Source organism: Pseudarthrobacter sp. L19, assembly GCF_050859435.1.
Classification (GTDB): Bacteria; Actinomycetota; Actinomycetes; order Actinomycetales; family Micrococcaceae; genus Arthrobacter.
In genome coordinates this window covers 2,847,872-2,871,413 of sequence record NZ_CP193935.1, presented here as the reverse complement: position 1 = coordinate 2,871,413, position 23,542 = coordinate 2,847,872, and the positions used below count along the sequence as shown (strand labels likewise).

Annotated in this window: 16 protein-coding genes and 6 pseudogenes; 1 reads left to right on the top strand and 21 read right to left on the bottom strand. The window is 69.7% G+C overall.

The genetic code is table 11. The features are described from left to right. The 21 genes and pseudogenes from pyrF to ACRQ5B_RS13630 form a co-directional block, all read right to left on the bottom strand. A pseudogene (pyrF, locus tag ACRQ5B_RS13730) lies at positions 1-866 on the bottom strand (orotidine-5'-phosphate decarboxylase). Then, on the bottom strand, positions 859-4,182 hold the full coding sequence (gene carB, locus ACRQ5B_RS13725; protein WP_432394744.1) for a carbamoyl-phosphate synthase large subunit: 3,324 nt from the start codon (positions 4,180-4,182) through the stop codon (positions 859-861). Before carB ends, pyrF begins: the two are co-directional and overlap by 8 nt. Next, a complete protein-coding gene (carA, locus tag ACRQ5B_RS13720) occupies positions 4,182-5,441 on the bottom strand; it encodes a glutamine-hydrolyzing carbamoyl-phosphate synthase small subunit (RefSeq protein ID WP_432394741.1) in 1,260 nt (419 codons plus the stop codon). Before carA ends, carB begins: the two co-directional genes overlap by 1 nt. Positions 5,442-5,457: 16 nt before the next feature. Beyond that, on the bottom strand, positions 5,458-5,976 hold the full coding sequence (locus ACRQ5B_RS13715; RefSeq protein WP_412883036.1) for a hypothetical protein: 519 nt from the start codon (positions 5,974-5,976) through the stop codon (positions 5,458-5,460). Further along, positions 5,976-7,334, bottom strand: a complete 1,359-nt coding sequence (locus ACRQ5B_RS13710; protein WP_432394738.1) for a dihydroorotase — start codon at positions 7,332-7,334, stop codon at positions 5,976-5,978. The genes ACRQ5B_RS13715 and ACRQ5B_RS13710 overlap by 1 nt, the downstream gene beginning before the upstream one ends. Next, positions 7,334-8,331, bottom strand: a pseudogene (locus tag ACRQ5B_RS13705) (aspartate carbamoyltransferase catalytic subunit). Before ACRQ5B_RS13705 ends, ACRQ5B_RS13710 begins: the two are co-directional and overlap by 1 nt. Beyond that, a complete protein-coding gene (gene pyrR, locus ACRQ5B_RS13700) occupies positions 8,328-8,939 on the bottom strand; it encodes a bifunctional pyr operon transcriptional regulator/uracil phosphoribosyltransferase PyrR (RefSeq protein WP_364135507.1) in 612 nt (203 codons plus the stop codon). Before pyrR ends, ACRQ5B_RS13705 begins: the two are co-directional and overlap by 4 nt. Positions 8,940-9,159: 220 nt before the next feature. Next, positions 9,160-9,570 carry a transcription antitermination factor NusB gene (gene nusB, locus ACRQ5B_RS13695; protein WP_290257744.1) on the bottom strand — a complete coding sequence of 137 codons (411 nt, stop codon included), beginning with the start codon at positions 9,568-9,570 and terminating at the stop codon, positions 9,160-9,162. Further along, positions 9,570-10,133 (bottom strand): elongation factor P, encoded by a 564-nt coding sequence (efp, locus tag ACRQ5B_RS13690; protein ID WP_056739180.1) that lies wholly within the window; start codon positions 10,131-10,133, stop codon positions 9,570-9,572. Before efp ends, nusB begins: the two co-directional genes overlap by 1 nt. 147 nt (positions 10,134-10,280) lie before the next feature. Then, positions 10,281-10,798, bottom strand: a pseudogene (locus ACRQ5B_RS13685) (tetratricopeptide repeat protein). Next, positions 10,798-11,888, bottom strand: a pseudogene (gene aroB, locus ACRQ5B_RS13680) (3-dehydroquinate synthase). The pseudogenes ACRQ5B_RS13685 and aroB overlap by 1 nt, the downstream one beginning before the upstream one ends. Further along, positions 11,885-12,481, bottom strand: coding sequence for a shikimate kinase (locus tag ACRQ5B_RS13675; RefSeq protein ID WP_432394734.1), 597 nt, complete (start codon positions 12,479-12,481; stop codon positions 11,885-11,887). The pseudogene aroB and the gene ACRQ5B_RS13675 overlap by 4 nt, the downstream one beginning before the upstream one ends. After that, positions 12,481-13,680, bottom strand: a complete 1,200-nt coding sequence (aroC, locus tag ACRQ5B_RS13670) for a chorismate synthase (RefSeq protein WP_412893293.1) — start codon at positions 13,678-13,680, stop codon at positions 12,481-12,483. Before aroC ends, ACRQ5B_RS13675 begins: the two co-directional genes overlap by 1 nt. Positions 13,681-13,706: 26 nt before the next feature. Then, positions 13,707-14,565: pseudogene (locus ACRQ5B_RS13665) on the bottom strand (shikimate dehydrogenase). Further along, positions 14,562-16,322 (bottom strand): endolytic transglycosylase MltG, encoded by a 1,761-nt coding sequence (gene mltG / locus ACRQ5B_RS13660; RefSeq protein WP_432394730.1) that lies wholly within the window; start codon positions 16,320-16,322, stop codon positions 14,562-14,564. Before mltG ends, ACRQ5B_RS13665 begins: the two are co-directional and overlap by 4 nt. After that, complete coding sequence (gene ruvX, locus ACRQ5B_RS13655; protein ID WP_412883046.1) at positions 16,303-16,917, bottom strand: Holliday junction resolvase RuvX; 615 nt, start codon at positions 16,915-16,917, stop codon at positions 16,303-16,305. Before ruvX ends, mltG begins: the two co-directional genes overlap by 20 nt. 9 nt (positions 16,918-16,926) lie before the next feature. Continuing rightward, positions 16,927-19,605: an alanine--tRNA ligase gene (alaS, locus tag ACRQ5B_RS13650; RefSeq protein WP_432394726.1), complete on the bottom strand. Its 2,679-nt coding sequence runs from the start codon at positions 19,603-19,605 to the stop codon at positions 16,927-16,929. 86 nt (positions 19,606-19,691) lie between these two features. Next, positions 19,692-19,937, bottom strand: coding sequence for a DUF6167 family protein (locus ACRQ5B_RS13645; protein WP_290257736.1), 246 nt, complete (start codon positions 19,935-19,937; stop codon positions 19,692-19,694). A gap of 30 nt (positions 19,938-19,967) precedes the next feature. Next, positions 19,968-20,341 (bottom strand): annotated as a pseudogene (locus ACRQ5B_RS13640) (DUF948 domain-containing protein). A gap of 140 nt (positions 20,342-20,481) precedes the next feature. After that, positions 20,482-21,108, bottom strand: coding sequence for a 30S ribosomal protein S4 (gene rpsD, locus ACRQ5B_RS13635; RefSeq protein WP_432394723.1), 627 nt, complete (start codon positions 21,106-21,108; stop codon positions 20,482-20,484). A gap of 188 nt (positions 21,109-21,296) precedes the next feature. Beyond that, on the bottom strand, positions 21,297-22,763 hold the full coding sequence (locus ACRQ5B_RS13630; RefSeq protein WP_432394720.1) for a replication-associated recombination protein A: 1,467 nt from the start codon (positions 22,761-22,763) through the stop codon (positions 21,297-21,299). Positions 22,764-22,854: 91 nt separating this feature from the next. Between ACRQ5B_RS13630 and ACRQ5B_RS13625 the strand changes: the two genes are divergently transcribed. Beyond that, positions 22,855-23,502 (top strand): acVLRF1 family peptidyl-tRNA hydrolase, encoded by a 648-nt coding sequence (locus tag ACRQ5B_RS13625; RefSeq protein WP_412883049.1) that lies wholly within the window; start codon positions 22,855-22,857, stop codon positions 23,500-23,502. Positions 23,503-23,542 lie beyond the last annotated feature (40 nt).

Here is a 23,542-nt window from a genome sequence, read left to right as displayed (position 1 = left end):
TCAGGCGGTCCGCAGCCCGTCGAGGGTGCGCTGGGCCGCTGCCCGCAGGCCGGCGGTGTCCGGACCGGCGGCCAGGATGTCCCGGCTGGAGGTCCCGAGCACCTGGCCGTAGGCGGCCCCGAAGGTCCGCTTGAGGTCGGCGGGAGTGGCACCCTGGGCGCCCAGGCCGGGGGCAAGGATGGGGCCGCGGACGGCTTCCAGGTCCAGGCCGAGGTCGGTCAGGGCCGAGCCGACGGTCGCGCCGACCACGAGGCCCACCGAGCCCATGCCGCCGTCGTAGCGCCGGTTCTCCTCAGCCGCGGCGGTGACGATCCGCCGCGCCACGGAGTCCGCCCCGCCCACGTGCTGCACGGAGGCGCCTTCCGGGTTGGAGGTCAGGGCCAGGACGAAGACGCCGCGGCCGGCTTGGGCGGCGAGGTCCAGGGCCGGGCGCAGCGATTCGAAGCCCAGGTAGGGGCTGAGGGTGACGGAGTCGGCGGCCAGGGCCGAACCGTCCCGCAGCCAGGCGTCGGCGTAGGCGGCCATGGTGGAGCCGATGTCGCCGCGCTTGGCGTCCGCGATGCTGAGCACTCCCCGGCGGTGCATTCCGCCAGGGTGCGTTCCAGCACGGCCATGCCGGCGGAGCCGTGCCGTTCGTAGAGCGCCACCTGCGGCTTCACCGCGGCGGCGAGCGGACCGACTGCCTCCAGCACGGTGAGCGAGAAGCGTTCGACGCCGGCGGCGTCGTCGTTTAGGCCCCAGGCGCGCAGCAGCGCCGGGTGCGGGTCAATGCCGACGCAGAGCGGGCCGCGCCCGGCCATGGCCCGGCCCAGCCGGGAGCCGAAGGACTCCCGGCCGGCCGTGGTGTCCGTGCCCTGCTCAGGCATGCTGGGCCGCGGTCCGGGCGGCTTCCTGCGACTCGGCGAGGGCCGCGGCGTGCTCCTGCAGGCTGGTGACGGACCATTCGTAGGTCCGCATTGCCTCGATCGCCTGCACCGCGGCGTTGAATTCGGCCACCGTGGTGATGCAGGGGATGCCGATGGACGTCGCGGCGGCGCGGATCTCGTAGCCGTCGCTGCGGGCCTCGCCACCGGAGGGGGTGTTGAAGACCATGTCGATCTCGCCCGCGACGATCAGGTCCGCGATGGTGCCCTCACCCTCGGCGCTGCTGCCCTCGGCGACCTTGCGGACCGGGGTAGCCTGCAGGCCGTTGCGGCGCAGCACGTCGGCGGTGCCACCGGTGGAGACGATCTCGAAGCCGAGGTCGGAGAGGCGCTTGACCGCCATGATGACGGCGCGCTTGTCCCGGTTGGCGACGGAGACGAACACCTTGCCCTCGGTAGGCAGGGCGTTGTTGGCCCCGGCCTGGCTCTTGGCGAAGGCGGTATCGAAGTGCTTGTCGATGCCCATGACCTCACCGGTGGAACGCATTTCCGGGCCGAGCAGGGAGTCAACCACCTTGCCCTCGGGGGTGCGGAACCGGCTGAACGGCAGCACGGCTTCCTTGACCGCCACGGGGGCGTCCAGCGGCAGGGTGGACCCGTCGCCCGTCTCAGGCAGCATCTTGTAGGCGCTGCGGAGCTGGTTGATGGTGACCCCGGCGCCGATCAGGGCCGCGGCCTTGGCCATCTGCACGCCGGTGGCCTTGGAGACAAACGGGACGGTGCGCGAGGCACGCGGGTTCGCCTCGAGCACGTAGAGCACGTCGGAGGCCAACGCGAACTGGATGTTGATCAGGCCCCGGACGCCTACGCCCTCTGCGATGGCCCGGGTGGCGGTCCGGACCCGGTCGATGACGTTGTTGCCCAGGGTGATCGGGGGCAGCACGCAGGCGGAGTCGCCGGAGTGGATGCCGGCTTCCTCGATGTGCTCCATGATGCCGCCGAGGTACATGTCCTTGCCGTCGAAGAGGGCGTCGACGTCGATCTCGACGGCGTCCTCGAGGAACCGGTCGATCAGCACCGGGTGGTCCGGGGTGATCTCGGTGGCGTTGGCGATGTAGCGGGAGAGGTTGGCCTCGTCGTAGACGATCTCCATGCCGCGGCCGCCGAGGACGTAGGACGGGCGGACCAGGACCGGGTAGCCGATCTCGTCGGCGATCTTCTTGGCGTCCTCGAAGGACACGGCGGTGCCGTTCTTCGGGGCGATCAGGCCGGCCTCGTCGAGGACGCGGGAGAAGGCGCCGCGGTGCTCGGCCAGGTCGATAGCCTCCGGGGAGGTCCCGAGGATCGGCACGCCGGCGTCGGCGAGCTGCTGGGCGAGCTTCAGCGGGGTCTGGCCGCCAAGCTGGACGAAGACGCCCATGACGCCGCCGGTGCGTTCCTCGGCCGCGATCACCTCGAGGACGTCCTCGAGGGTCAGGGGTTCGAAGTAGAGCCGGGTGGAGATGTCGTAGTCGGTGGACACGGTCTCCGGGTTGCAGTTGACCATGACAGTCTCGTAGCCGGCCTTGCGCAGCGCCATCGAGGCGTGGACGCAGGAGTAGTCGAACTCGATGCCCTGGCCGATCCGGTTCGGACCGGAGCCGAGGATGATGATGGAGGGCTTGGCGTGCAGCGCCACCTCGTCCTCCTCATCGTAGGACGAGTAGTGGTACGGGGTGTACGCGGCGAACTCGGCGGCGCAGGTGTCCACGGTCTTGTAGACCGGGCGGATGTCCAGGGCCTGCCGGACGCCGCGGACCACGGCCTCCGAGTTGTGCGTCAGGGCGCCGATCTGGGCGTCGGAGAAGCCGTGCCGCTTGGCGCGCTGGAGCATCTCCTTGGTCAGGGCGGTGGACTGGCGGATCTCGAGGGAGATCTCGTTGAGCAGCTGCAGCTGGTCCAGGTACCACGGGTCGATCTTGGTGGCCTCGAAGAGCTGCTCCACCGTGGCGCCGCCCAGCAGGGCGCGCTGGACCTGGTGCAGGCGGTCGGTGGTGGGGCGCTTGGCCTTCTCGACCAGTTCCGCAACCTCCCACTCCGGGACCGGGGTGAAGTCCAGCTGCGAACCCTTCTGCTCCAGGGAGCGGAGGGCCTTCTGCAGGGCCTCGGTGAAGTTGCGGCCCATCGCCATGGCCTCGCCAACGGACTTCATGGTGGTGGTCAGCGTGGGGTCCGCGGCCGGGAACTTCTCGAACGCGAAGCGCGGGACCTTGACGACGACGTAGTCCAGGGTCGGCTCGAAGGACGCCGGGGTCTTCTGCGTGATGTCGTTCGGGATCTCGTCCAGGGTGTAGCCGAGCGAGAGCTTGGTGGCGATCTTGGCGATCGCGAAGCCGGTGGCCTTGGAGGCCAGGGCCGAGGAGCGGGAGACGCGCGGGTTCATCTCGATGACGACGACGCGGCCGGTGTCGGGTTCGACGGCGAACTGGATGTTGCAGCCGCCGGTGTCGACGCCGACCTCGCGGATGACGGCGATCGCGATGTCGCGCAGCCGCTGGTACTCGCGGTCGGTCAGGGTCAGGGCCGGGGCGACGGTGATGGAGTCGCCGGTGTGGACGCCCACCGGGTCGAAGTTCTCGATCGAGCAGACCACCACGACGTTGTCGTTCTTGTCGCGCATCATCTCGAGCTCGTACTCCTTCCAGCCTAGGATGCTCTCTTCGAGCAGCACCTCGGTGGTGGGGCTGTACTGCAGGCCTTGGCCGACGATGCGGCGCAGGTCGCCCTCGTCGTAGGCGAGGCCGGAGCCGAGGCCGCCCATGGTGAAGGAGGGCCGGACCACCATCGGGTAGCCCAGGTCTTCGGCGGCCGTGAGGGCCTCATCGATGGTGTGGATGATGTGGCTGCGGGCCGATTCGGCGCCGCAGCGCTCCACGACGCCCTTGAACTTTTCCCGGTCCTCGCCGAGTTCAATCGCGGCGATGTTAGCGCCGATCAGTTCGACGTTGTACTTCTCCAGGACGCCGTTCTTGTCCAGGGCGATCGCGGTATTCAGCGCGGTCTGGCCGCCCAGGGTGGGCAGGACGGCGTCGGGGCGTTCCTTGGCGATGATCTTCTCGACCACCTCGGGGGTGATCGGTTCGATGTAGGTGGCGTCGGCGAACTCCGGGTCGGTCATGATGGTGGCCGGGTTGGAGTTGACGAGGATGACGCGCAGGCCTTCGTCCTTGAGGACGCGCAGTGCCTGGGTGCCGGAGTAGTCGAATTCGGCCGCCTGGCCGATCACGATCGGGCCGGAACCGATGACCAGGACGCTCTTCAGGTCAGTTCTCTTGGGCATTACTTCTTGTCCTCAGTCTTGGAGTCGGTGGAGGTCGTGGTGCCGGCGTTCGCGGCCGCGGTCTTCGTGCTCTCCATCAGGTCGATGAAGCGGTCGAAGAGGTAGGCGGCGTCGTGCGGGCCGGAGGCCGCCTCGGGGTGGTACTGGACCGAGAAGGCGGGGATGTCCAGGCAGTTGAGGCCCTCGACGACGTCGTCGTTGAGGCTGACGTGGCTGACCTGGACGCGGCCGAAGCGCTCCTCGGGGGCCACCGTGTCGCCCTCGAGCGGGGCGTCGACGGCGAAGCCGTGGTTCTGCGAGGTGATCTCGACCTTGCCGGTGGCGCGGTCCATGACCGGCTGGTTGATCCCGCGGTGGCCGTAGCGCAGCTTGTAGGTGCCGAAGCCGAGCGCGCGGCCGAGGATCTGGTTGCCGAAGCAGATGCCGAAGTAGGGCAGCTTGGCGTCCAGCACGGAGCGGAGCAGGCCCACCTGGGTGTCGGCGGTAGCAGGGTCGCCGGGGCCGTTGGACATGAACACGCCGTCGGGGTTGACGGCCTTGACGTCCTCGAGGGTGGCGGTGGCCGGCAGGACGTGGACCCGGACGCCGCGCTCGGCGAACCGGATCGGGGTCATGCGCTTGATGCCAAGGTCGATCGCGGCGATGCTGAACCGCGGCTCGCCCTCCCAACCCCAGTCGGCGGGCTCGACCGTGTAGGCCTCGTCGACGCTGACCTCTTCGGCCAGGCGGGAGCCTTCCATCGGGGCGCTGGCGAGGACGGCGTCGACCAGTTCCTTGTCCGTGGCGCGGGCGGCGTCGCCGGAGAAGATGCCGGCGCGCATGGTCTTGTGTTCGCGCAGGTGGCGGGTGATGGCGCGGGTGTCCACGCCCTGGATGCCGACGACGCCCTGCTCGGTGAGCTCCTCGTCCAGGCTCCGCTCGGAGCGCCAGTTGGAGGGGCGGCGGGCGGCGTCGCGGACGACGTAGCCGGCCACCCAGATGCGGCGGGACTCGGCGTCGTCCTTGTTGACGCCCGTGTTGCCGATGTGCGGCGCGGTCTGGACCACGAGCTGGCGGGCGTAGGAGGGGTCCGTGATGGTCTCCTGGTATCCGGTCATGCCGGTGGCGAAGACGGCCTCGCCGAGGGCGGTGCCGGTGGCGCCGTAGCTGCGGCCGCGGAAGATGCGGCCGTCCTCGAGGACCAGCACGGCGGGCTCCGGCGCGGCGGGGACGCCGGCGGCGGTCCCGGACTCGGACTTGTCTTGCTCTGTTGCGATCACTGGTTGCGTCACGTCGTTACTTTCCACTTTCGGCTTCTGCCTGGGGGGCAGCGGAGATCAAATCATTGAGAACGGTCAGGAGGGCGGTCTTGTCCTCGGCGCGGCGGCTGCGGAATCCGGTGTCCAGCTCGCGGGTCCCGAGCATCCAGCTCAGGACCAGGAGCCCGTCCTGTTCCACGAACTTGCCGGCCATGCCGCTTTCCTGGCGGACGCCGGTGAGGCGTTCCACGGGGATGAAGAGCGGGCCCGCGCCGGCGCGGTCGAACAGGACGCCTTCGCGGTGCACGGAGAGGCCGGCGTTGGTGCGCAGGCCCAGCCCGTGGACGGCGATGCGGTCCAGCCAGTCCCCCGCGGTGGTGGTGGCCACGTACTGGCCCTCGGCCTCGGCCAGGGCGGGGCCAAGCGCGACGGGGGCCTCGGGCAGCGCCGGGATGTCCGCCTGGCGTCGGAGCCGGTTGCGCCAGCCCAGCCCGATCAGCACCAGCGCGACGGCCACGAGGACCAGCACCAGGAGCAGGGAGAGTTCCTTGACCATCAGGGGCGCCCCGCCGTGTCCGCGGCGTCCCAGCGGAAGGGGGTGTTCAGCGCGCCGTCGAGGACGGTCGGGTGGCCGTGCAGGAAGGTGGCCATCACCTTGCCCGGGAGTTCCCGGCCGGCGAATGGAGAGTTGCGGCCCATGGTTGCCATCTTAGAAGGGTCAACGCTCCAGCGCGCAGCCGCGTCCACCAGGATGACGTTCGCGGGTTCCCCAGCCTCCAGCGGCCGGCCCTGGTCTTCCACCCGGCCGATCGCGGCGGGCGTGGTGGACGTCACGCGGGCGAAGTCGGCCCAGTCCATCAGGCCGGTTTCGATCATGGTGTGCTGGACGACGGAGAGGGCGGTTTCCAGCCCGGTCATGCCCATGGCCGCCTGCGCCCACTCGCACTCCTTGTGCTCGCTGGGGTGCGGGGCGTGGTCGGTGCCGATCACGTCGATGGTGCCGTCGGCGAGGGCGGCGCGCAGGGCCTGGACGTCCTCCTCAGTGCGCAGCGGCGGGTTGACCTTGTAGACCGGGTCGTAGCTGCGGACCAGTTCGTCGGTGAGCCAGAGGTGGTGCGGGGTGACCTCGGCGGTGACGTTGATGCCGCGGGACTTGGCCCACCGGATGATCTCGACCGACCCGGCGGTGGAGACGTGGCAGACGTGCAGGCGGGAGCCGACGTGCTGGGCGAGGAGGACGTCGCGGGCGATGATGCTTTCCTCGGCCACGGCGGGCCAGCCGGCGAGGCCGAGGACGGCGGAGACGGCGCCCTCGTTCATCTGGGCGCCGGCGGTGAGCCGGGGTTCCTGCGCGTGCTGGGCGACGACGCCGTCGAACGCCTTGACGTATTCGAGGGCGCGGCGCATCAGCACCGGGTCGCTGACGCAGATGCCGTCGTCGGAGAAGACCCGGACCCGGGCGCGGGAGTCGGCCATGGCGCCGAGTTCGGCGAGCTGCTCGCCGGCGAGGCCGACGGTGACGGCGCCGACCGGGCGGACGTCGGCCCAGCCGGCGGTGCGGCCCAGGCTGAAGACCTGCTCGACGACGCCGGCGGTGTCCGCAACGGGGTTGCTGTTGGCCATGGCGTGGACGGCGGTGTAGCCGCCCAGGGCGGCGGCGCGGGTGCCGGTTTCGACCGTTTCGGCGTCCTCGCGGCCGGGTTCGCGCAGGTGGGTGTGGATGTCCACCATGCCCGGGAGCGCTACGAGGCCGTGCGCGTCGATCACGGTGGCACCGTCGGAGGCATCGTCGCTGGCGAGGTCAGTGCCGCGGGCGGCGATGACGCCGTCACGGATCAGCAGGTCCTCGGCCGGTCCGCCGAGAATCGAGGCGCCACGGATCAGGTAGCTGCCGGTCTGGTGCTGCGGTGCCATCAGTGGCTCTCCTTGGAGTGGTTGGGGGCTGACTCGCGGGTGTCGCCGGAGAGCAGCAGGTACAGGGCGGCCATCCGGACGGACACGCCGTTGCGGACCTGGGCCAGGACGGTGGAGCGCGGCGAATCCGCGGCGGCGGAGGAGATCTCCAGGCCGCGGTTCATCGGGCCCGGGTGCATGATGATGGTGTCCTTCAGGCCCAGGGTGTCCAGGGTTCGGAGGCGGTTGTCATCGAAGCCCCAGCGGCGGGAGTACTCCCGGGTGGTGGGGAAGAACGAGGCGTTCATCCGCTCCCCTGGACCCGGAGCATCATCATCGCGTCCACGCCGCCGGCGAGGGTCTGATCCAGGTCGTAGCTGACGGTGCACGGCCAGTGTTCGACGCCGATGGGCAGCAGCGTGGGCGGCGCGACGAGGGTGACCTCGGCGCCGAGGGTACGCAGCAGCCAGACGTTGGAGCGGGCCACCCGGGAGTGCAGGACGTCGCCGGCGATCGCGACCCGCATGCCGGTCAGGTCCGCCCCGGTGGAGGGGATGCCGGCGAGCTTCGACCAGTGCCGGCGCATGGTGAAGGCGTCCAGCAGGGCCTGGGTGGGGTGTTCGTGGGTGCCGTCGCCGGCATTGATGACGCCGGCGTCGATCCAGTCGGTGGCGGCGAGCCGGTGAGGGGCGCCGGAGGCCCAGTGCCGGATGACGACGGCGTCCGCGCCCATCGCGGCGAGGGTCTGGGCGGTGTCCTTGAGGGATTCGCCCTTGGAAACGGAGGAGCCCTTGGCGGCGAAGTTGATCACGTCCGCGGAGAGCCGCTTGGCGGCGGCCTCGAAGGAGATGCGGGTGCGGGTGGAGTCCTCGAAGAAGAGGTTGACCACGGTGCGGCCGCGGAGCGCGGGGAGCTTCTTGACCTCGCGGTCGCCGACGGCGGACATTTCCTCGGCGGTGTCGAGGATGCGGATCGCGTCGGCGCGGCTGAGGTCCCTGGTGGAGAGCAGGTGCCTCATGCGGTGGCCTCGACGGCTGCCTCGATGACGACCTCGTTGACGGGCCGGCCATCGGCGCTGTCGGTTTCCTCGAGCCGGACCCGGACCTTCTCCGCGGAGGAGGTCGGCAGGTTCTTGCCAACGTGGTCGGCGCGGATCGGCAGTTCGCGGTGGCCCCGGTCGATCAGGACGGCCAGGCGGACGATCCGGGGCCGGCCCAGGTCCACGAGGGCGTCGAGGGCGGCGCGGATGGTGCGGCCGGAGTAGAGGACGTCGTCGATGAGGACCACGACCTTGTTGTCGATGCCGGTGCGCGGGAGCTGCGTGGGGTACGGGGGGCGAGTGGGCTGGTGCGAGAGGTCGTCACGGAACATGGTGACATCGAGTTGGCCGACGATGGCGGCGGGATCCACGGAGGGATCGGCGGCGGCGATCTTCGCGGCGAGCCGGACGGCCAGCGGGTAGCCGCGGCGCGGGATGCCCAGCAGGACCAGGTCCTGGGAGCCCTTGTTGGACTCGAGAATTTCGTGGGCTATACGAGTGAGTGCCCGGTCGATGTCGGCCTGGCTGAGCACGACGCGGCTCAGCTGAACCGTCGCCGGTACCGGTGATTCCGGAACAGAAGTCATCGCTCGTCTCCCCTTTCCCCGCCTCACGGGACGGAATTAAAAAAGGAACATTTGCTCTCTCAAATTACCACACGGGCCCCGGCGCTTCGGGCCTCCGGGACGCGGTGTGCATCACACCGGGGAGACGCGAAAGGGCCGGTGCCCCCGTGATGGCGGGCACCGGCCCGGAGTTTTCGCCGCAGAGTCCCCCGTCATGGAGGGCGCTTCGGTGCCGGCCGGATCAGGCCAGCAGCGAGGGCTTCAGCTGCTGCAGCCGGCCCAGCAGGCCGTTGATGAAGGACGGGGACTCGTCCGTCGAGAGCGTCTTGGCCAGCGCCACCGCCTCGCTCACCGCGACACCGTCGGGGACGTCGTCGTTGTACAGGAGTTCCCAGGTGCCCACGCGCAGGATGATGCGGTCCACGGACGGCATCCGCTCCAGCGACCAGCCCTGCGAGTAGGTTTCGAGGAACTCGTCGATGGCAGCCTGGTGGGAGACCACGCCCTCGACGATTTCCAGGGTGTAGGGGTTGATGACCTGATCCGTCTGTTCACGACGGGAGCGCAGCACATCGAATGCGGAGACGGAACGCTGTTCCGCCTCGAAAAGTACATCCAGGGCCCTGCTGCGGGCCTTACCGCGGGCGCTCACTAGTCGTTGACCCGGCCAAGGTAGCTGCCGTCGCGGGTGTCGACCTTGACCTTGGTGTTGTTCTCGACGAACAGCGGCACCTGGATCTCGTAGCCGGTTTCCAGGGTGGCGGGCTTGGTGCCGGCGGAGGAGCGGTCGCCCTGCAGGCCCGGCTCGGTGTAGGTGATTTCCAGCACGACGCTCGGCGGCAGTTCGATGTAGAGCGGGTTGCCCTCGTGGATGGCGATGTTGACCATCTGGTTCTCGAGCATGAAGTTGGTGGCGTCGCCCACGGTGGCGGCCGGGACGGTCAGCTGGTCGAAGTCCGAGGTGTCCATGAAGACGAAGTCGGCGCCGTCCTGGTACAGGTACTGGTAGTCGCGGCGGTCCACGGTGGCGGTCTCGATCTTGAGGCCGGCGTTGAAGGTCTTGTCGACAACCTTGCCGGACATGACGTTACGCATCTTGGTGCGGACGAAGGCGCCGCCCTTGCCGGGCTTGACGTGCTGGAATTCGATGATGTTCCAGAGCTGGCCTTCCAGCTTCAGCACGGTTCCGTTCTTGATGTCGTTGGTCGTTGCCACAGTATCCTCAGGTTTCGTCAATGGCCGGTCTAAGCCGCCAGCCGTGTATGCCATGCGGGCGCGCCCAAGGGGCGGTTCCGCGCGTGTTTTTCAAAAATCCAAGATCCATTCTACCGGCTTTGCGGCAGCGGTGCCGGACGGGGTCCCTCAGGAGGCCAGGTCCAGCACGTCCCGGGCGCGCTGGAGCGCCACGGTCGAGGAGTAGATCAGGGCCGCGTCGGCGGCGCCGGCCACCCGGAGATCCAGGGCCTTGGCGAAGGACTCGACGGCAGCGGCGGTATTGCCGGCTGCGAAGTAGGAGCGGCCCAGGTGCTGGCGGACGGAGGCCTCCTCGGGGGTGCCCTGCGCCTCGGCCAGCAGCTGCCGGTAGAGTTCGACGGCGCGGTCGGAGCGGTGCGAGACGCGCAGCACCTCCGCCTCGAACATCCGGAGCCGGAAGGAGTCGGGGTCCTTGTACCGGGCCTCGGCGAGCAGCTCGGCCGCCTCCCCGGGTGGCCCTCGACGAGCCGGACAAAGATCAGGTCGGTGGGGTCCTGCGACGCGGCGAGGGCGTCGGCGCAGGCCTCCTCGTTAACCAGTTCCGGCATGAGCGTGCGCGGGTTGATCCGGATGCCGGGGAAGCCGGCATCCGGCCACTCGCTCGTGCCGCCGTTGTCGCTGATCATCAGGAGGCAATCTCCTGGTAGGCGGCGAAGAGCAGCGAGGTGTCCGGGACGTCGAGGATTCCCGGGCGCCCGACGCCGTCGAGCACCACGAAGCGCAGCAGGTCGCCACGGGACTTCTTGTCCCGGCGCATGCCGTCCAGCAGTGCCTGCCAGCGGTCACGACGGTAGGTGGTGGGCAGGCCGAGGCTTTCCAGAATGGCCCGGTGCCGGTCGAAGTCGGCGTCACTGAGCCGGCCGACGCTGCGGGCCAGTTCCGCGGCGAACATCATGCCCACGGAGACGGCGGCGCCGTGCCGCCAGGAGTAGCGTTCGGCGAGTTCGATCGCGTGGCCCAGGGTGTGGCCGTAGTTCAGGATTTCGCGCTGGCCGGTTTCCTTGAGGTCCTCGGAGACCACGCGGGCCTTGACCGTGATGGCGCGTTCGATGAGTTCGCGCAGGACCTCCGAGCGCGGGTCCGTGGCGGCCGCGGGGTCCTTCTCGATCAGGTCGAGGATGGCCGGGTCGGCGATGAAACCGCATTTGATGACCTCGGCGAGGCCGGAGATGATCTCGTTCTTCGGCAGCGTGTCCAAGGTGTCCAGGTCGGCCAGGACGCCGGCGGGCGGGTGGAATGCGCCCACCAGGTTCTTGCCCTCGGCGGTGTTGATCCCGGTCTTGCCGCCGACGGCGGCGTCCACCATGCCGAGGAGGCTGGTGGGCATGTGGACCACCTTGATGCCGCGCAGCCAGGTGGCGGCGACGAAACCGGCGAGGTCGGTCACCGCTCCCCGCCGACGGCGACGATCGCGTCGGAGCGGGTGAAGTCGTTTTGGCCCAGCACCTGCCAGCAGAACGAGGCAACCTCGATGTGCTTGCCTTCCTCGGCGTCCGGGATCTCAGCGGTGAGGGCGGTGAAACCGGCGGTGCCGAGTTCCTCGCGGACGGTGTCGCCGGTGAGCCGCAGAGCGCGCGGATGGATGACCAGGACGCGCTTGACCCGCTCCCCCAGCAGCGCCGGCAGGCCGGCGAGCAGGCCGCGGCCGACGACGACGTCGTAGTTCTCCGACGCCGACTGGCCGGTGACGGGGATGGTGGTTGATTCGTTGCTCACAGTTCCACTTTCTTTGTTGCCGCCGGGGCCGCCGCGGCGGTGCCGGCGGGGCGCCGGAGCGCATCTTCAAGTCGGTGTGCCAGGTCCGCGACGGTGCCGTGGCGGACGTCCAGGACGATGTCGGCGAGGCGTTCGTAGACCGGTTGGCGGGTGGCGAAGAGGGTCCGCCAGCGTTCCATGGCGTCCCCTGCCAGCAGCGGCCGGCCGGAGTTCCGGGCGATCCGGTCCGCCACGGTGCCGGCGTCGCATTCGAGGTAGACCACGGTGCAGCCGGCGAGCAGCTGCTGGGTGCCGGAGTCCAGGACGGCGCCGCCGCCGAGGGAGATGACGGTCGGCGATTCGGCGGCGTCCTCCACGGCGCGGGACACGGCCCGGGCCTCCATCTCCCGGAAGGCGCACTCGCCGCGGCTGGCGAAGATGTCCGCGATAGCACCGTGCTGGCTGACCACCTCGGCGTCGGTGTCGATGAACCGGGCGCCGAGGTGCTGGGCCAGTTGCTGGCCAATGGCGGACTTGCCGACGGCCATCGGCCCGATCAGGACGATCGGGCGCCGGCTGCCGGCCTGCCGGCGCGGCGTTTCACTGGCAGGCACTAGTGGCCGATCGAGTCCAGGGACGCCGGGATGTTGTCCAGGTAACCCTTGAGGTTGCGGGCGGTCTCGGCAACCGAGTCACCGCCGAACTTTTCGGCGACGGCCTCGGCCAGGACCAGCGCCACCATGGCCTCGGCGACGACGCCGGCGGCCGGGACCGCACAGACGTCGGAGCGCTGGTGGTGGGCCTTGGCGGCCTCGCCCGTGGCGACGTCGACCGTCTTGAGGGCACGCGGCACGGTGGCGATCGGTTTCATGGCCGCGCGTACGCGCAGCACGTCGCCGATGCTCATGCCGCCCTCGATCCCGCCGGCGCGGTTGGAGGTGCGGATGATCCGGCCCTCGGAGTCCTTGACGATCTCGTCGTGGGCGGCCGAGCCGCGCCGCGAGGCGGTGAGGAAGCCGTCGCCGACCTCCACACCCTTGATCGCCTGGATGCCCATCAGGGCGGCGGCCAGGCGGGAGTCCAGCCGGCGGTCCCAGTGGACGTAGCTGCCCAGTCCCGGCGGCAGGCCGTAGGCGAGGACCTCGACGACGCCGCCGAGGGTTTCGCCCTCCTTGTGGGCGGCATCGACCTCGGCGACCATGGCGTCGGAGGTTTCACGGTCGAAGCAGCGCAGCGGGTCCGAGTCGAGGGCCAGCACGTCTGAGGGCACCGGCAGGGGCTTGCCCTCCGGGACGGAGACGGTGGCGATGGAGACGGTGTGGGAGACCAGTTCGATGCCGAGCTGGGAGAGGTAGGCGGCGGCCACCGAGCCGAGGGCCACGCGGGTGGCGGTCTCGCGGGCGCTGGCGCGCTCCAGGACGGGGCGGGCCTCGTCGAAGCCGTACTTCTGCATGCCGGTGAAGTCCGCGTGGCCGGGACGGGGCCGGGTCAGCGGGGCGTTGCGGGCCTGGTCCGCGAGGGTCTCCGGGTCCACCGGGTCCGCGGACATGATCTGTTCCCACTTGGGCCATTCGGTGTTGCCCACCTGGATGGCCACGGGGCCGCCCTGGGTCAGGCCGTGGCGGACGCCGCCAAGGATGCTGACCTCGTCCTGTTCGAACTTCATCCGGGCGCCGCGGCCGTAGCCGAGCCGGCGCCGGGCAAGGGCCTCGACGATCCGGGGACTGCTGAGTTCGACGCCGGCGGGGACGCCTTCAATAATTCCGACCAGTGCCGGGCCATGGGATTCACCGGCGGTCAACCAACGCAACATAGCTTCCATCCTGCCATGTGCGGCACTTAGAACACCCGTCGAGGTGCCCCGACTGCGTCACACATCACATCTATGACTTTGGCGGGCATCGGCCCGTCGACGGCGGCGAAAAGCCGGACCTGTTCGATCGCCTGGTAGAGCAGCATTTCCAGGCCGGGGACCACGGTTCCGCCGCCCGCGGTCCATGCCGCGGCGATCCGGCTGGGCCACGGGTCATACGCCGCATCGAGCAGGATGCCCGGCGTCGCGGCGCCGGCGGCGGCAAGGTCCGCCCCGGTTCCGTCCGCGGCCCGCGGGGGCAGGGTGGAGACCACGACGTCGAAGCCGGGGAGTTCTCGGGCGGCGTCGGTGAGGGGCCGGAACTGCAGGTCGATGCCGACGCCGGCGGCGGCGGCGCGCACCTCGGCGGCCCGGCCGGCGTCGCGGACGTAGACAGTGGCCGAGGTTGTGCCGAGGTCGCGAAGGGCGGCGACAGCGGCAGCGGCGGTTCCGCCCCGCCCAGAACCGCGGCGGACGGCGTATCCCGGGCGCCCGCGTACCGGAGGGCGTTGACGATGCCGGCGACGTCGGTGTTGTACCCGACGAGGCGCGGACCTGCGGGGCCGGGCTCGAACGCCACGGTGTTGACCACGCCGAGGGCCTCCCCACGCCGCGGACCTCGTCCACGGCCGCGGCCATGGCGGCCTTCAGCGGCATGGTCACGGACAGGCCGTGCCAGCTGTCATCGGCGCGGACCGTCGACAGGAACCCGGGCAGGGCGTCAACGGTGACGTCGATCGCCTCGTAGCCGATGTCCCCGCCGAGTGCCGCGTAGGCGGCCCGGTGCAGGGCCGGGGACTTCGAATGCCCGATGGGGTGGCCGAGGACGGCCGCCCGTCCGGTCACACGCAACGGTTCGGGTTGGCGCTGCACCAGGCGTTGTACTTGGCCACGTTGACGTTGTGCTCCGCCAGCGTCTTGGCGAACAGGGTCTCCTTGGTGTCCAGGTTGACGGTCACCCAGTAGAGGTAGTCGTTCGTCTTCGGCTTGGCGGCCGCGTCGATGGCGGTCTTGCCCGGTGAGCCGATCGGACCGGCGGGCAGGCCCTGGTTGGCGTAGGTGTTGTACGGGTTGGACTTGTCCGCCTTCTGCGCCTCGTCGATGTGGAAGCTGCGGATACCCAGGCCGTACGTGACGGTGGCGTCGGACTGGATCAGGCCGCCGGTCTCGGTGTTGTTAGGCTTGAGGCGGTTGTAGATGGCACCGGCGACGTCACCGTACTCGGCCTGGCCGCCCTCGGCCTGGACGATGCTGGCGACGGTCAGGACGTCGTACTGCTTGGCCGGGTCGGTGATGCCCTGGGCCTTCAGCTCGTCCAGGGTGCTGCCGACCAGCTTGGTCAGGACGTCCTTGGCGGAGGTGCCCAGCGGGAACCGGTACTCACCGGGGAAGAGGAAGCCCTCAAGGTTCTTGGCCTTCGCGGGAACGCCGAACTGTGCCGGGGAGTCGCTGAGCGCCTTGAGTTCCGGGACCGGCACGCCGGTGCCTTCGGAGATGGCCTGCAGGGATTCGTTGATGCGCATGCCGGCGCTGAGGGCGAAGTACATGACCTTGCCGCTGCCCTTGTTCAGCAGGATGTTGACGGCATCGGTGTTGTTCATTTCCTTGCGCATGCTGAAGGTGCCCGGGGTGAGGGCGCCGCCGGCAGCCACGAAGGCCTTGACGAAGTTGTCCGGGTTGGCGATGACCTGCTTGGCCTGCAGGTCGGCGGCCACGGACTTGGGGCCCGCGCCGGCGGGCACGGTGATGGTGACCTCGCCGGTGCCGGGGCCCGGGTAGTCCGCCACGGTGTTGCCGCCGAGCAGCGGCTTGATGAACTGGGCGCCGACGACGATTGCGACGACGAAGACGGCGAGGGTCAGAACCAGGGCCAGGAAGCGGCGGCGGCGCCGGACCTTCTTGGACGGGCCCTTGGCAACGGGGATGCTCGCGGCGCCGATCAGGTCGCGGCCGTGCTCCTCTTCGTCGTGGTGGTCTTCGAGGGGGTGTCCGGCGTAGGCCGCGTCGTCGTGGTGCTCGTCGTAGTAGGCGGCGCCGTCGGCGGCGTGGCCGTACTGCAGGGCGTCGGCGCGGCGCAGGGTCTCCTCGCGGGAGAGGCCGCCGGCGTACTCGTGGACGGGCTCGTGGGCCGCGTCCCCGTGCAGCTCGTGGGCCGGCTCTTCGTGGGCGGCCTGTGCGAACGCGGGGGCCGCGTGGCCGGCCTCGTGGTGCGTCTCCCCCGCGGCGACAGGCTCGACGTGGACGGGCTGCTGGGCCGGTTCATGCACGGGCACCTGGTCGGTGTGCGCGTCGTGGACCGGTTCCTCGTGGGCAGCCATGTCATGCACGGGCTCCGTGTGAACCGGCTCCTCGTGGACGGGCTCGGCGTCCACGGGTTCCTGGCGCACGGGCTCCTGGACAGGTTCGTGCACGGGCTCCTGGCGGGACGGCGCCTCGGGGGCGTCCTGCTCCTCCTGGCCCGTGACATAGGCCTGCGGCGGGACGACTTCGTGGTTCTGGGTCGCCAGGAACTTCTCCTGGGCCCGAATTTCCTTGCGCGTCAGCGGGCGGTCTGCGCCGCCAGTGGCAAAACCAGAGGACTCGTCATTGTTGACCGGGCTCACTGTAGCCTTCCATTTCGGGCAGAATGCGTTGTGCAGAATGCGCGTCTAAGTCCGGGGCGGCCTGAGCGCCGCCACCGGTCGGCCCCGGCTGCGGGTCCGCGCTGACGCGGCGACCCACTTCCGTCCCCCTGGCCTTTTGCATATCGATTGCGTGTTGCAGTATCCCTGCGGCCGCAACCTGATCAACCACTTTACGGTGGTCGCGGCTGCTCATGCCAGCTTGGTGCAGGTCCCGGTGCGCTGAAACGGTGCTCAGACGCTCGTCAACCAGCCATACGGGAATGTCGGCGTCGGCCGCCCGCAGGGTACTGACCAGTAGCTTTGCATAGTCGGAGGCCATTGTCGCGGAGGCGTGCTCCTCCCCCTTCATGGTGCGGGGCAGGCCGACAAAAATTTCCACGACATCGCGCTCGAGCGCCTCCCGGACCAGGATCCTGACGTCCGAGGCCTTCTTGGCGTCACGCTTGAGCGTCCGGAGCGGGGTGGCCAGGATGCCGTCAGGGTCACACACGGCCACTCCCACGCGGACGGTGCCGACGTCTACCCCGAGCTTCACGCCCCGGAGGTAGCCGCCGGGCACCATAGCTTCAACCATCCGCGGCCTTTAGCGCTTGGTGATGGCGTCGACGACGGCGGTCAGGGCAGCGCCGACCTTGCTGGCGTCGGTGCCGCCGCCCTGGGCGACGTCGTCCTTGCCGCCGCCGCCACCGCCGAGGATGCCGGCGGCCAGTCGGACCAGCGCACCGGCCTTGACGCCGGCCTCGCGGGCGGCTTCGTTGGTGGCCACCAGGATCACCGGGCGGTCGTTGCTGACGCCGGCCACCGCGACGGCCGCGGCGTCGGAGCCGAGCCGGGTGCGCAGGTCCAGTGCCAAGCCGCGCAGGTCTTCCGCCCCGCCGATCTGTCCGGCGTCGTGGGCGATGACCTTCACGCCCGAGGCGTCCTTGGCGGTGCCCACCAGCTGCGCGGCGGCGGCGGTGAGCTGCTCCTTGCGGAGGCGCTCAAGTTCCTTTTCGGTGGCCTTGAGCTTGGCGAGGGTGCCGGCGATGCGCTCGGTGAGCAGGCCGGAGGGCACCTTGAGCATGTCGGTGAGCTCGGTAACCAGGGCGCGTTCGGCGGCGAGGTGCCGGAAGGCGTCCATGCCGACGAAGGCTTCGACGCGGCGGTTGCCCGAGCCGACGGACTGCTCACCCAGCAGCGACAGGCTGCCGATGAGTGAGGTGTTGGACACGTGCGTGCCGCCGCAGAGCTCGCGGGACCAGGCGCCGTCGATCTCCACGACGCGGACCTCGTTGCCGTAGTTCTCGCCGAAGAGCGCCATGGCGCCGAGGGCCTTCGCCTCGGCCAGGCCCATGATCTTGGTCTCAACCTGGTAGTTGTTGCGGATCGCGATGTTCGCGACCTCCTCGATCTCCGAGCGGGTGGCCGTGCTCAGGCCCTCGCCCCAGGAGAAGTCGAAACGGAGGTAGCCGGCCTTGTTGAAGGAGCCGCGCTGCAGCGCCTCCGGCCCGAGAATTTGGTGCAGGGCGGCGTGCACGATGTGCGTGCCCGTGTGTGCCTGCTCGGCTGCGTGCCGGCGTTCGCGGTCGACGGCGGCGAGGACGCGGGCGTCGGCGCCGATTTCACCCTCGCGGACGATCGCCTTGTGGACGCTGAGGCCCTTGATGGGGCGCTGCACGTCCAGGACCTCGACGACGAAGCCGTCGCCGGTGATCAGGCCGGTGTCGGCGGCCTGGCCGCCGGCCTCGGCGTAGAACGGGGTCTCGGCAAGGACGAGTTCGATCTCGTCGCCGGTGGCGGCGTGGCCCACCTTGCGGCCGTTGGCGAGGATGCCGCGGACCGTGGACTCACCGGCGAGCTCGGTGTAGCCAGTGAAGACCGTCTCACCCGCGGTCAGGAGCTCCTGGAAGGCGCTCATATCCGCGTGGGCGCCCTTCTTGCCCTTGGCGTCGGCCTGGGCGCGCTGGCGCTGTTCCAGCATGAGCTTGCGGAACTCGGGCTCGTCGACCTTGAGGCCGGCTTCCTCGGCCATTTCCAGGGTCAGGTCGATCGGGAAGCCGTAGGTGTCGTGCAGGGCGAAGGCGTCGGCGCCGGAGAGCGGGCGGCCGGCGGACTTGGATTCCTTGACCGCGTCCTCGAGCCGGGCGGTGCCGGAGGCGATGGTGCGCAGGAACGCCTTCTCCTCGGCGTAGGCGATCCGGCTGATCCGGTCGAAGTCGGTCTCCACGATCGGATAGAGGCCCTTCATGGCATCGCGGGAGGCCGGCAGCAGCTCGGGCAGGCAGGCCTTCTCGACGCCCAGCAGGCGCATGGAGCGGACGGCGCGGCGGATCAGGCGGCGCAGCACGTAGCCGCGGCCCTCGTTGGAGGGTGTGACGCCGTCGGCGATGAGCATCAGGGCCGAGCGGATGTGGTCGGCGACGACGCGCATCCGGACGTCGTCGGTGTGGTGCGGGTCCTCGGGGGTCTCGGCGGAGGTGTAGGCCTTGCCGGAGAGCTCGGCGGCCTTGTCGATGACGGGTCGGACCTGGTCCGTCTCGTACATGTTCTCGACGCCCTGCAGGATCATCGCGAGGCGTTCCATGCCGAGGCCAGTGTCGATGTTCTTCTTGGGCAGTTCGCCGGTGATGTCGAAGTCCACCTTGGAGCGGACGTTGTCGATCTGGTACTGCATGAACACGAGGTTCCAGATTTCGATGTACCGGGTCTCGTCGGCCAGCGGGCCGCCCTCGATGCCGTAGGCGGGGCCGCGGTCGTAGTAGATCTCGGAGCAGGGGCCGGCGGGGCCGGGCTGGCCGGTGGACCAGTAGTTGTCCGACTTGCCCATCCGCTGGATCCGCTCGGCCGGGACGCCGGTGTGCTTCAGCCAGAGTTCCTTGGCCTCGTCGTCCTCTTCGTAGACGGTGACCCAGAGGCGCTCCGGCGGCAGGCCGTAGCCGCCGTCGTCGACGCTGGTGGTCAGCAGCTCCCAGGCGAACTTGATGGCGTCTTCCTTGAAGTAATCGCCGAAGGAGAAGTTGCCGCACATCTGGAAGAAGGTGCCGTGGCGGGCGGTCTTGCCCACTTCTTCAATGTCGCCGGTGCGGATGCACTTCTGGATGCTGGTGGCACGCGAGTAGGGCGGCTCCTCACGGGCGGTGAGGTACGGGATGAACGGGACCATGCCGGCCACCGTGAACAGCAGGGAGGGGTCGCTGGAGACCAGGGAGGCGGAGGGCACGGCGGTGTGTCCCTTGCTGACAAAAAAATCGATCCAGCGCTTGGTGATCTCCTGCGACTTCATAACCTGGTTACTAACCCTTCAATAATTCTTTACAACGTAGGTGGCGACGCACCGGTGGCATCGGGTGGTTCGGGGTGGCGGGCGGCCTAGCGGCGCAGCGCGTCCCGGGCGGGGGCGGCGGCGTCGTCGACTCCCAGCGCCGAGCGCAGTTCGCTCTCGCGGTCGCGCATGCCGGTGCGGACGGCGTCGGCGAAGTCGTAGACGCTGTCGGCCAGGCGGCCCACGGCGCGATTCATGCCCTCGGGGCCCAGCGCGGTCTGCGCCTGGGTGATTTTACGGAAGGCGATGACGCCGACGGCGACGCCGATGCCCATCCAGAGAATCCTGTTCATGTCAGCTTCTTTCAGCGGGAGCGGGCCGGATCAGCGGCTGCGGCGGCCGGAGGAGGGCTTCTTGCGCGCGGAGAACGCCGAGCGCACGCCGTAGCTGAAGGCGGCGACCTTGATCAGCGGCGAGCCCACGGTGGCCGCGACCAGGGAGGACAGGGCGGAGAGGTTCGCGGAGGCGTCGGAGACGTTGGCGGCGATCCCGTCAACCTTCTTCAGCTGCTGGTTGGTGGTGGAGACGGTGGCGGTGACCTCATCCATGAGCGGGGTGGCGCCGTCGCTGAGCGAGCGGATGGTGCTGCGGACCTCGTCGAACACTCCCCGAGCTTCAGGATCGGCACGGCGAGCAGCAGGACCAGGAGTGCAAACACCCCGGCCGCGATCAGGCCGGCAATATCGCCACCAGTCATAGACGTTCATCTCCTTGAAACTCCGTGGATTACTGCGGGACGCTCCGCCATAATGCGTGGCGGCGGACTCCTCAAGTACCTTACCTACAAAGAAGCCCGCGGCGCTTGCCACGGGCTTCTTTGTAGGTCTCGCGTTGGATCTAGCGTGCGTAGAATTCCACGACGAGCTGCTCTTCGCAGGTCACGGGGATTTCGGAGCGCTTCGGGCGGCGAACCAGGCGTGCCTGCAGGGACTCGAGCTTGACGTCCAGGTAGGCGGGAACCATCGGCAGGACATCGCGGTGCGCGCCTGCTGCTGCCACCTGGAACGGAGGCATGGTTTCGCTGCGGCTGTGGACGTGGACCAGCTGGCCCTCGGCGACGCGGAACGACGGGCGGTCGACGCGGACGCCGTCAACCATGATGTGGCGGTGCACAACCATCTGGCGGGCCTGGGCGATCGTGCGGGCGAAGCCGGCACGCAGCACGAGGGCGTCGAGACGCATTTCGAGCAGTTCGATCAGGTTTTCACCGGTCAGGCCCTTGGTGCGGCGTGCTTCTTCGAAGGCACGGGTCATCTGGGCTTCACGGATGCCGTACTGGGCGCGCAGACGCTGCTTTTCACGCAGACGAACGGCGTAGTCGGAGTCCTGCTTCTTGCGGGCACGGCCATGCTCACCGGGGCCGTACGGGCGGCGCTCCATGTACTTGGCGGCCTTGGGGGTCAGAGCAATGCCGAGTGCGCGCGAGAGGCGTGCGGTACGGCGAGCACGAGTGTTGTTAGCCACTTGTGTCCTTCCAATATCTGCGGTGTGTCAGTGTTACTGGCCTCCACGATGGAGAGCATCGGCCAACCGCTGCCTTTTGCTACTGGGCGCAGAGCCAACCCGCAGAGCATCGTGACAGCCGAAACTGCCGCGAGTTCAGAGGATTATGCGTCCGTGCCTTGCCAGACAACGTTCAAGACTATCACGGCTCAGCTGCCGCGGATGATCTTCCGCAGCCGCTCCAGCCGGGTGGAGATGTCCCGTTCGGCGCCGTTAGCGGTGGGCTGGTAGTAGTTGCGGCCCACCAGGTCATCCGGCGGGTACTGCTGGGTGGCGACGGCGTGCGGGGCGTCGTGGGCGTATTTGTATCCCTTGCCGTGGCCCAGCTGCTTGGAGCCCGGGTAGTGGGCGTCGCGCAGGTGCGCGGGGATGCCGTTGCCCATCCCGGCCCGCACGTCGGCGATCGCCTGGTTGATGCCGAGGTAGGCGGCGTTGGACTTGGGGGCGGTGGCCAGGTGCACCACGGCCTCGGCCAGGATGATCCGCCCCTCCGGCATGCCGATCAGCTGCACCGCCTGCGCGGCGGCGACGGCGGTCTGCAGGGCGGTGGGGTCGGCCATGCCCACGTCCTCCGCGGCGGAGATCACGATGCGGCGGGCCACGAACCGCGGATCCTCGCCGGCCTCCAGCATCCGGGCCAGGTAGTGCAGGGACGCGTCCACGTCGGAGCCGCGGATGGATTTGATGAAGGCGCTGGCGACGTCGTAGTGCTGGTCCCCGGCGCGGTCGTAGCGGACCGAGGCGACATCCAGGGCGCGTTCGGTGTGCTTGAGCTCGATGCTGACGGGCGTGCCGTCGGCCGGGGCGCCGTCGATGTCGTCCGCGTCGCCGAACGCGACGCCGGCGGCCGCCTCCAGCGCGGTCAGGGCACGGCGTGCGTCGCCGCCGGAGAGCCGGACGAGGTGGGCCAGGGCCTCCCCCTCGAGGGATACCGAGCCACCCAGGCCGCGGGGATCCTCGACGGCGCGCAGCAGCAGGCCCTCGATGTCCGCGTCGGTGAGGGGTTTGAGGGTCAGCAGCAGGGAGCGCGAGAGCAGCGGGGAGACCACCGAGAAGGACGGGTTCTCCGTGGTGGCGGCCACCAGGACCACCCAGCGGTTTTCGACGCCGGGCAGCAGCGCGTCCTGCTGGGCCTTGTTGAAGCGGTGGATCTCGTCCAGGAACAGGACCGTGGTGGTCTTGTAGAGGTCCCGCGCGGTCAGAGCCTCGTCCATGACGCGGCGGACGTCCTTGACCCCGGCGGTGATCGCCGAGAGCTCCACGAATTTCCGCCCCGGGCCCTTGGCGATCACGTGGGCCAGGGTGGTCTTGCCGGTGCCGGGAGGGCCCCAGAGGATCAGTGAGCTGGGGCCGGCCGGTCCGGTGGCGTTGCTGCCGGCGGCGAGCTGCCGCAGCGGGGAGCCGTGGCCCAGGAGGTGCTGCTGGCCTACGACGTCATCCAGGGTCCGCGGACGCATGCGGACGGCCAGAGGACTGCGCGGGGCGGCTCGGCCGGAGCCGTGGGACGAGTGGCCGCGGGCGGAGTCGCCGTCGCCTGACTCATCGCCGAAGTCGTCGGCGTCGGAGTCGTTGTTCGCGGACGCCTTGTCCTGCCCTGCACCAAAGAGATCATCCACATAGATAGGCTACTTCTAGTTCCGGACGGTCCCCGCACGGCCGCCGACCGCCCTTATTCTTCCCGCCCGCCCATTCCAAGGGAGATCCGCTATGCCCAGCCCCGAGTCACGTGTGGCCCGCGTCCCCGGGGAGCGGCTGGCCGGCTGGGTGGAGCGCTTTGCGGCCAGTCACGGAAGCCTGGAGGAGTCCGACACCGACGACGGGTTGCTCCTGCGCGCCGCCGACGGTGCCGAGGCGCTCCTGCAGGCACCCTGGCCCGCGGACGGGCGTCCGGGCCGCGGCGACGACGCGATCACCCGGCTGGCCGGTCTGGCCGCGCAGCCCCGGCCGCTGGGCCTGGTGCTGGTGCGCCGCGGCGGTTATTCGGTGGCCGTCGTGACGGAGGGACGGGTGCTGGCCTCGAAGACCGGCACCCGGCACGTGCAATCGCGCACGGCCGCCGGCGGCTGGTCGCAGCAGCGCTTCGCCCGGCGCCGGTCCAACCAGGCCGACGCCCTGGTGGAGGCGGTCGCGGCGCACGCGGCCCGGATCTTCGCCGAGCACCGCATCGAGTACCTGGTGCCCGGCGGGGACCGGACTCTGGCGGACCTGGTGCTCGCCGAACCGGTCCTGAAGCGTTACGCGCCGCTGGCCCGGCTGGCTTTCCTGGATGTCCCGGATCCGCGGGCGGCCGTGTTGAAGAAGGCCGCCGCCGACGCGTGTGCCGTGCGCATCCAGGTCACCGACCCGCCACGCTAAGCGGGCAGTCTGAGTGGGTCTCTGTCGTCCCGGAGAAAAC

Excerpts from the sequence above, each read along its gene's own strand:
- ACRQ5B_RS13625 (WP_412883049.1), top strand. The coding sequence starts at position 22,855 with ATGCCCAGCCCCGAGTCACGTGTGGCCCGCGTCCCCGGGGAGCGGCTG.
- carB (WP_432394744.1), bottom strand. The coding sequence starts at position 4,182 with ATGCCCAAGAGAACTGACCTGAAGAGCGTCCTGGTCATCGGTTCCGGC.
- ACRQ5B_RS13715 (WP_412883036.1), bottom strand. The coding sequence starts at position 5,976 with ATGGTCAAGGAACTCTCCCTGCTCCTGGTGCTGGTCCTCGTGGCCGTC.
- ACRQ5B_RS13645 (WP_290257736.1), bottom strand. The coding sequence starts at position 19,937 with ATGAACAGGATTCTCTGGATGGGCATCGGCGTCGCCGTCGGCGTCATC.
- alaS (WP_432394726.1), bottom strand. The coding sequence starts at position 19,605 with ATGAAGTCGCAGGAGATCACCAAGCGCTGGATCGATTTTTTTGTCAGC.
- pyrR (WP_364135507.1), bottom strand. The coding sequence starts at position 8,939 with ATGACTTCTGTTCCGGAATCACCGGTACCGGCGACGGTTCAGCTGAGC.
- ruvX (WP_412883046.1), bottom strand. The coding sequence starts at position 16,917 with ATGGTTGAAGCTATGGTGCCCGGCGGCTACCTCCGGGGCGTGAAGCTC.
- ACRQ5B_RS13710 (WP_432394738.1), bottom strand. The coding sequence starts at position 7,334 with ATGGCACCGCAGCACCAGACCGGCAGCTACCTGATCCGTGGCGCCTCG.
- aroC (WP_412893293.1), bottom strand. The coding sequence starts at position 13,680 with ATGTTGCGTTGGTTGACCGCCGGTGAATCCCATGGCCCGGCACTGGTC.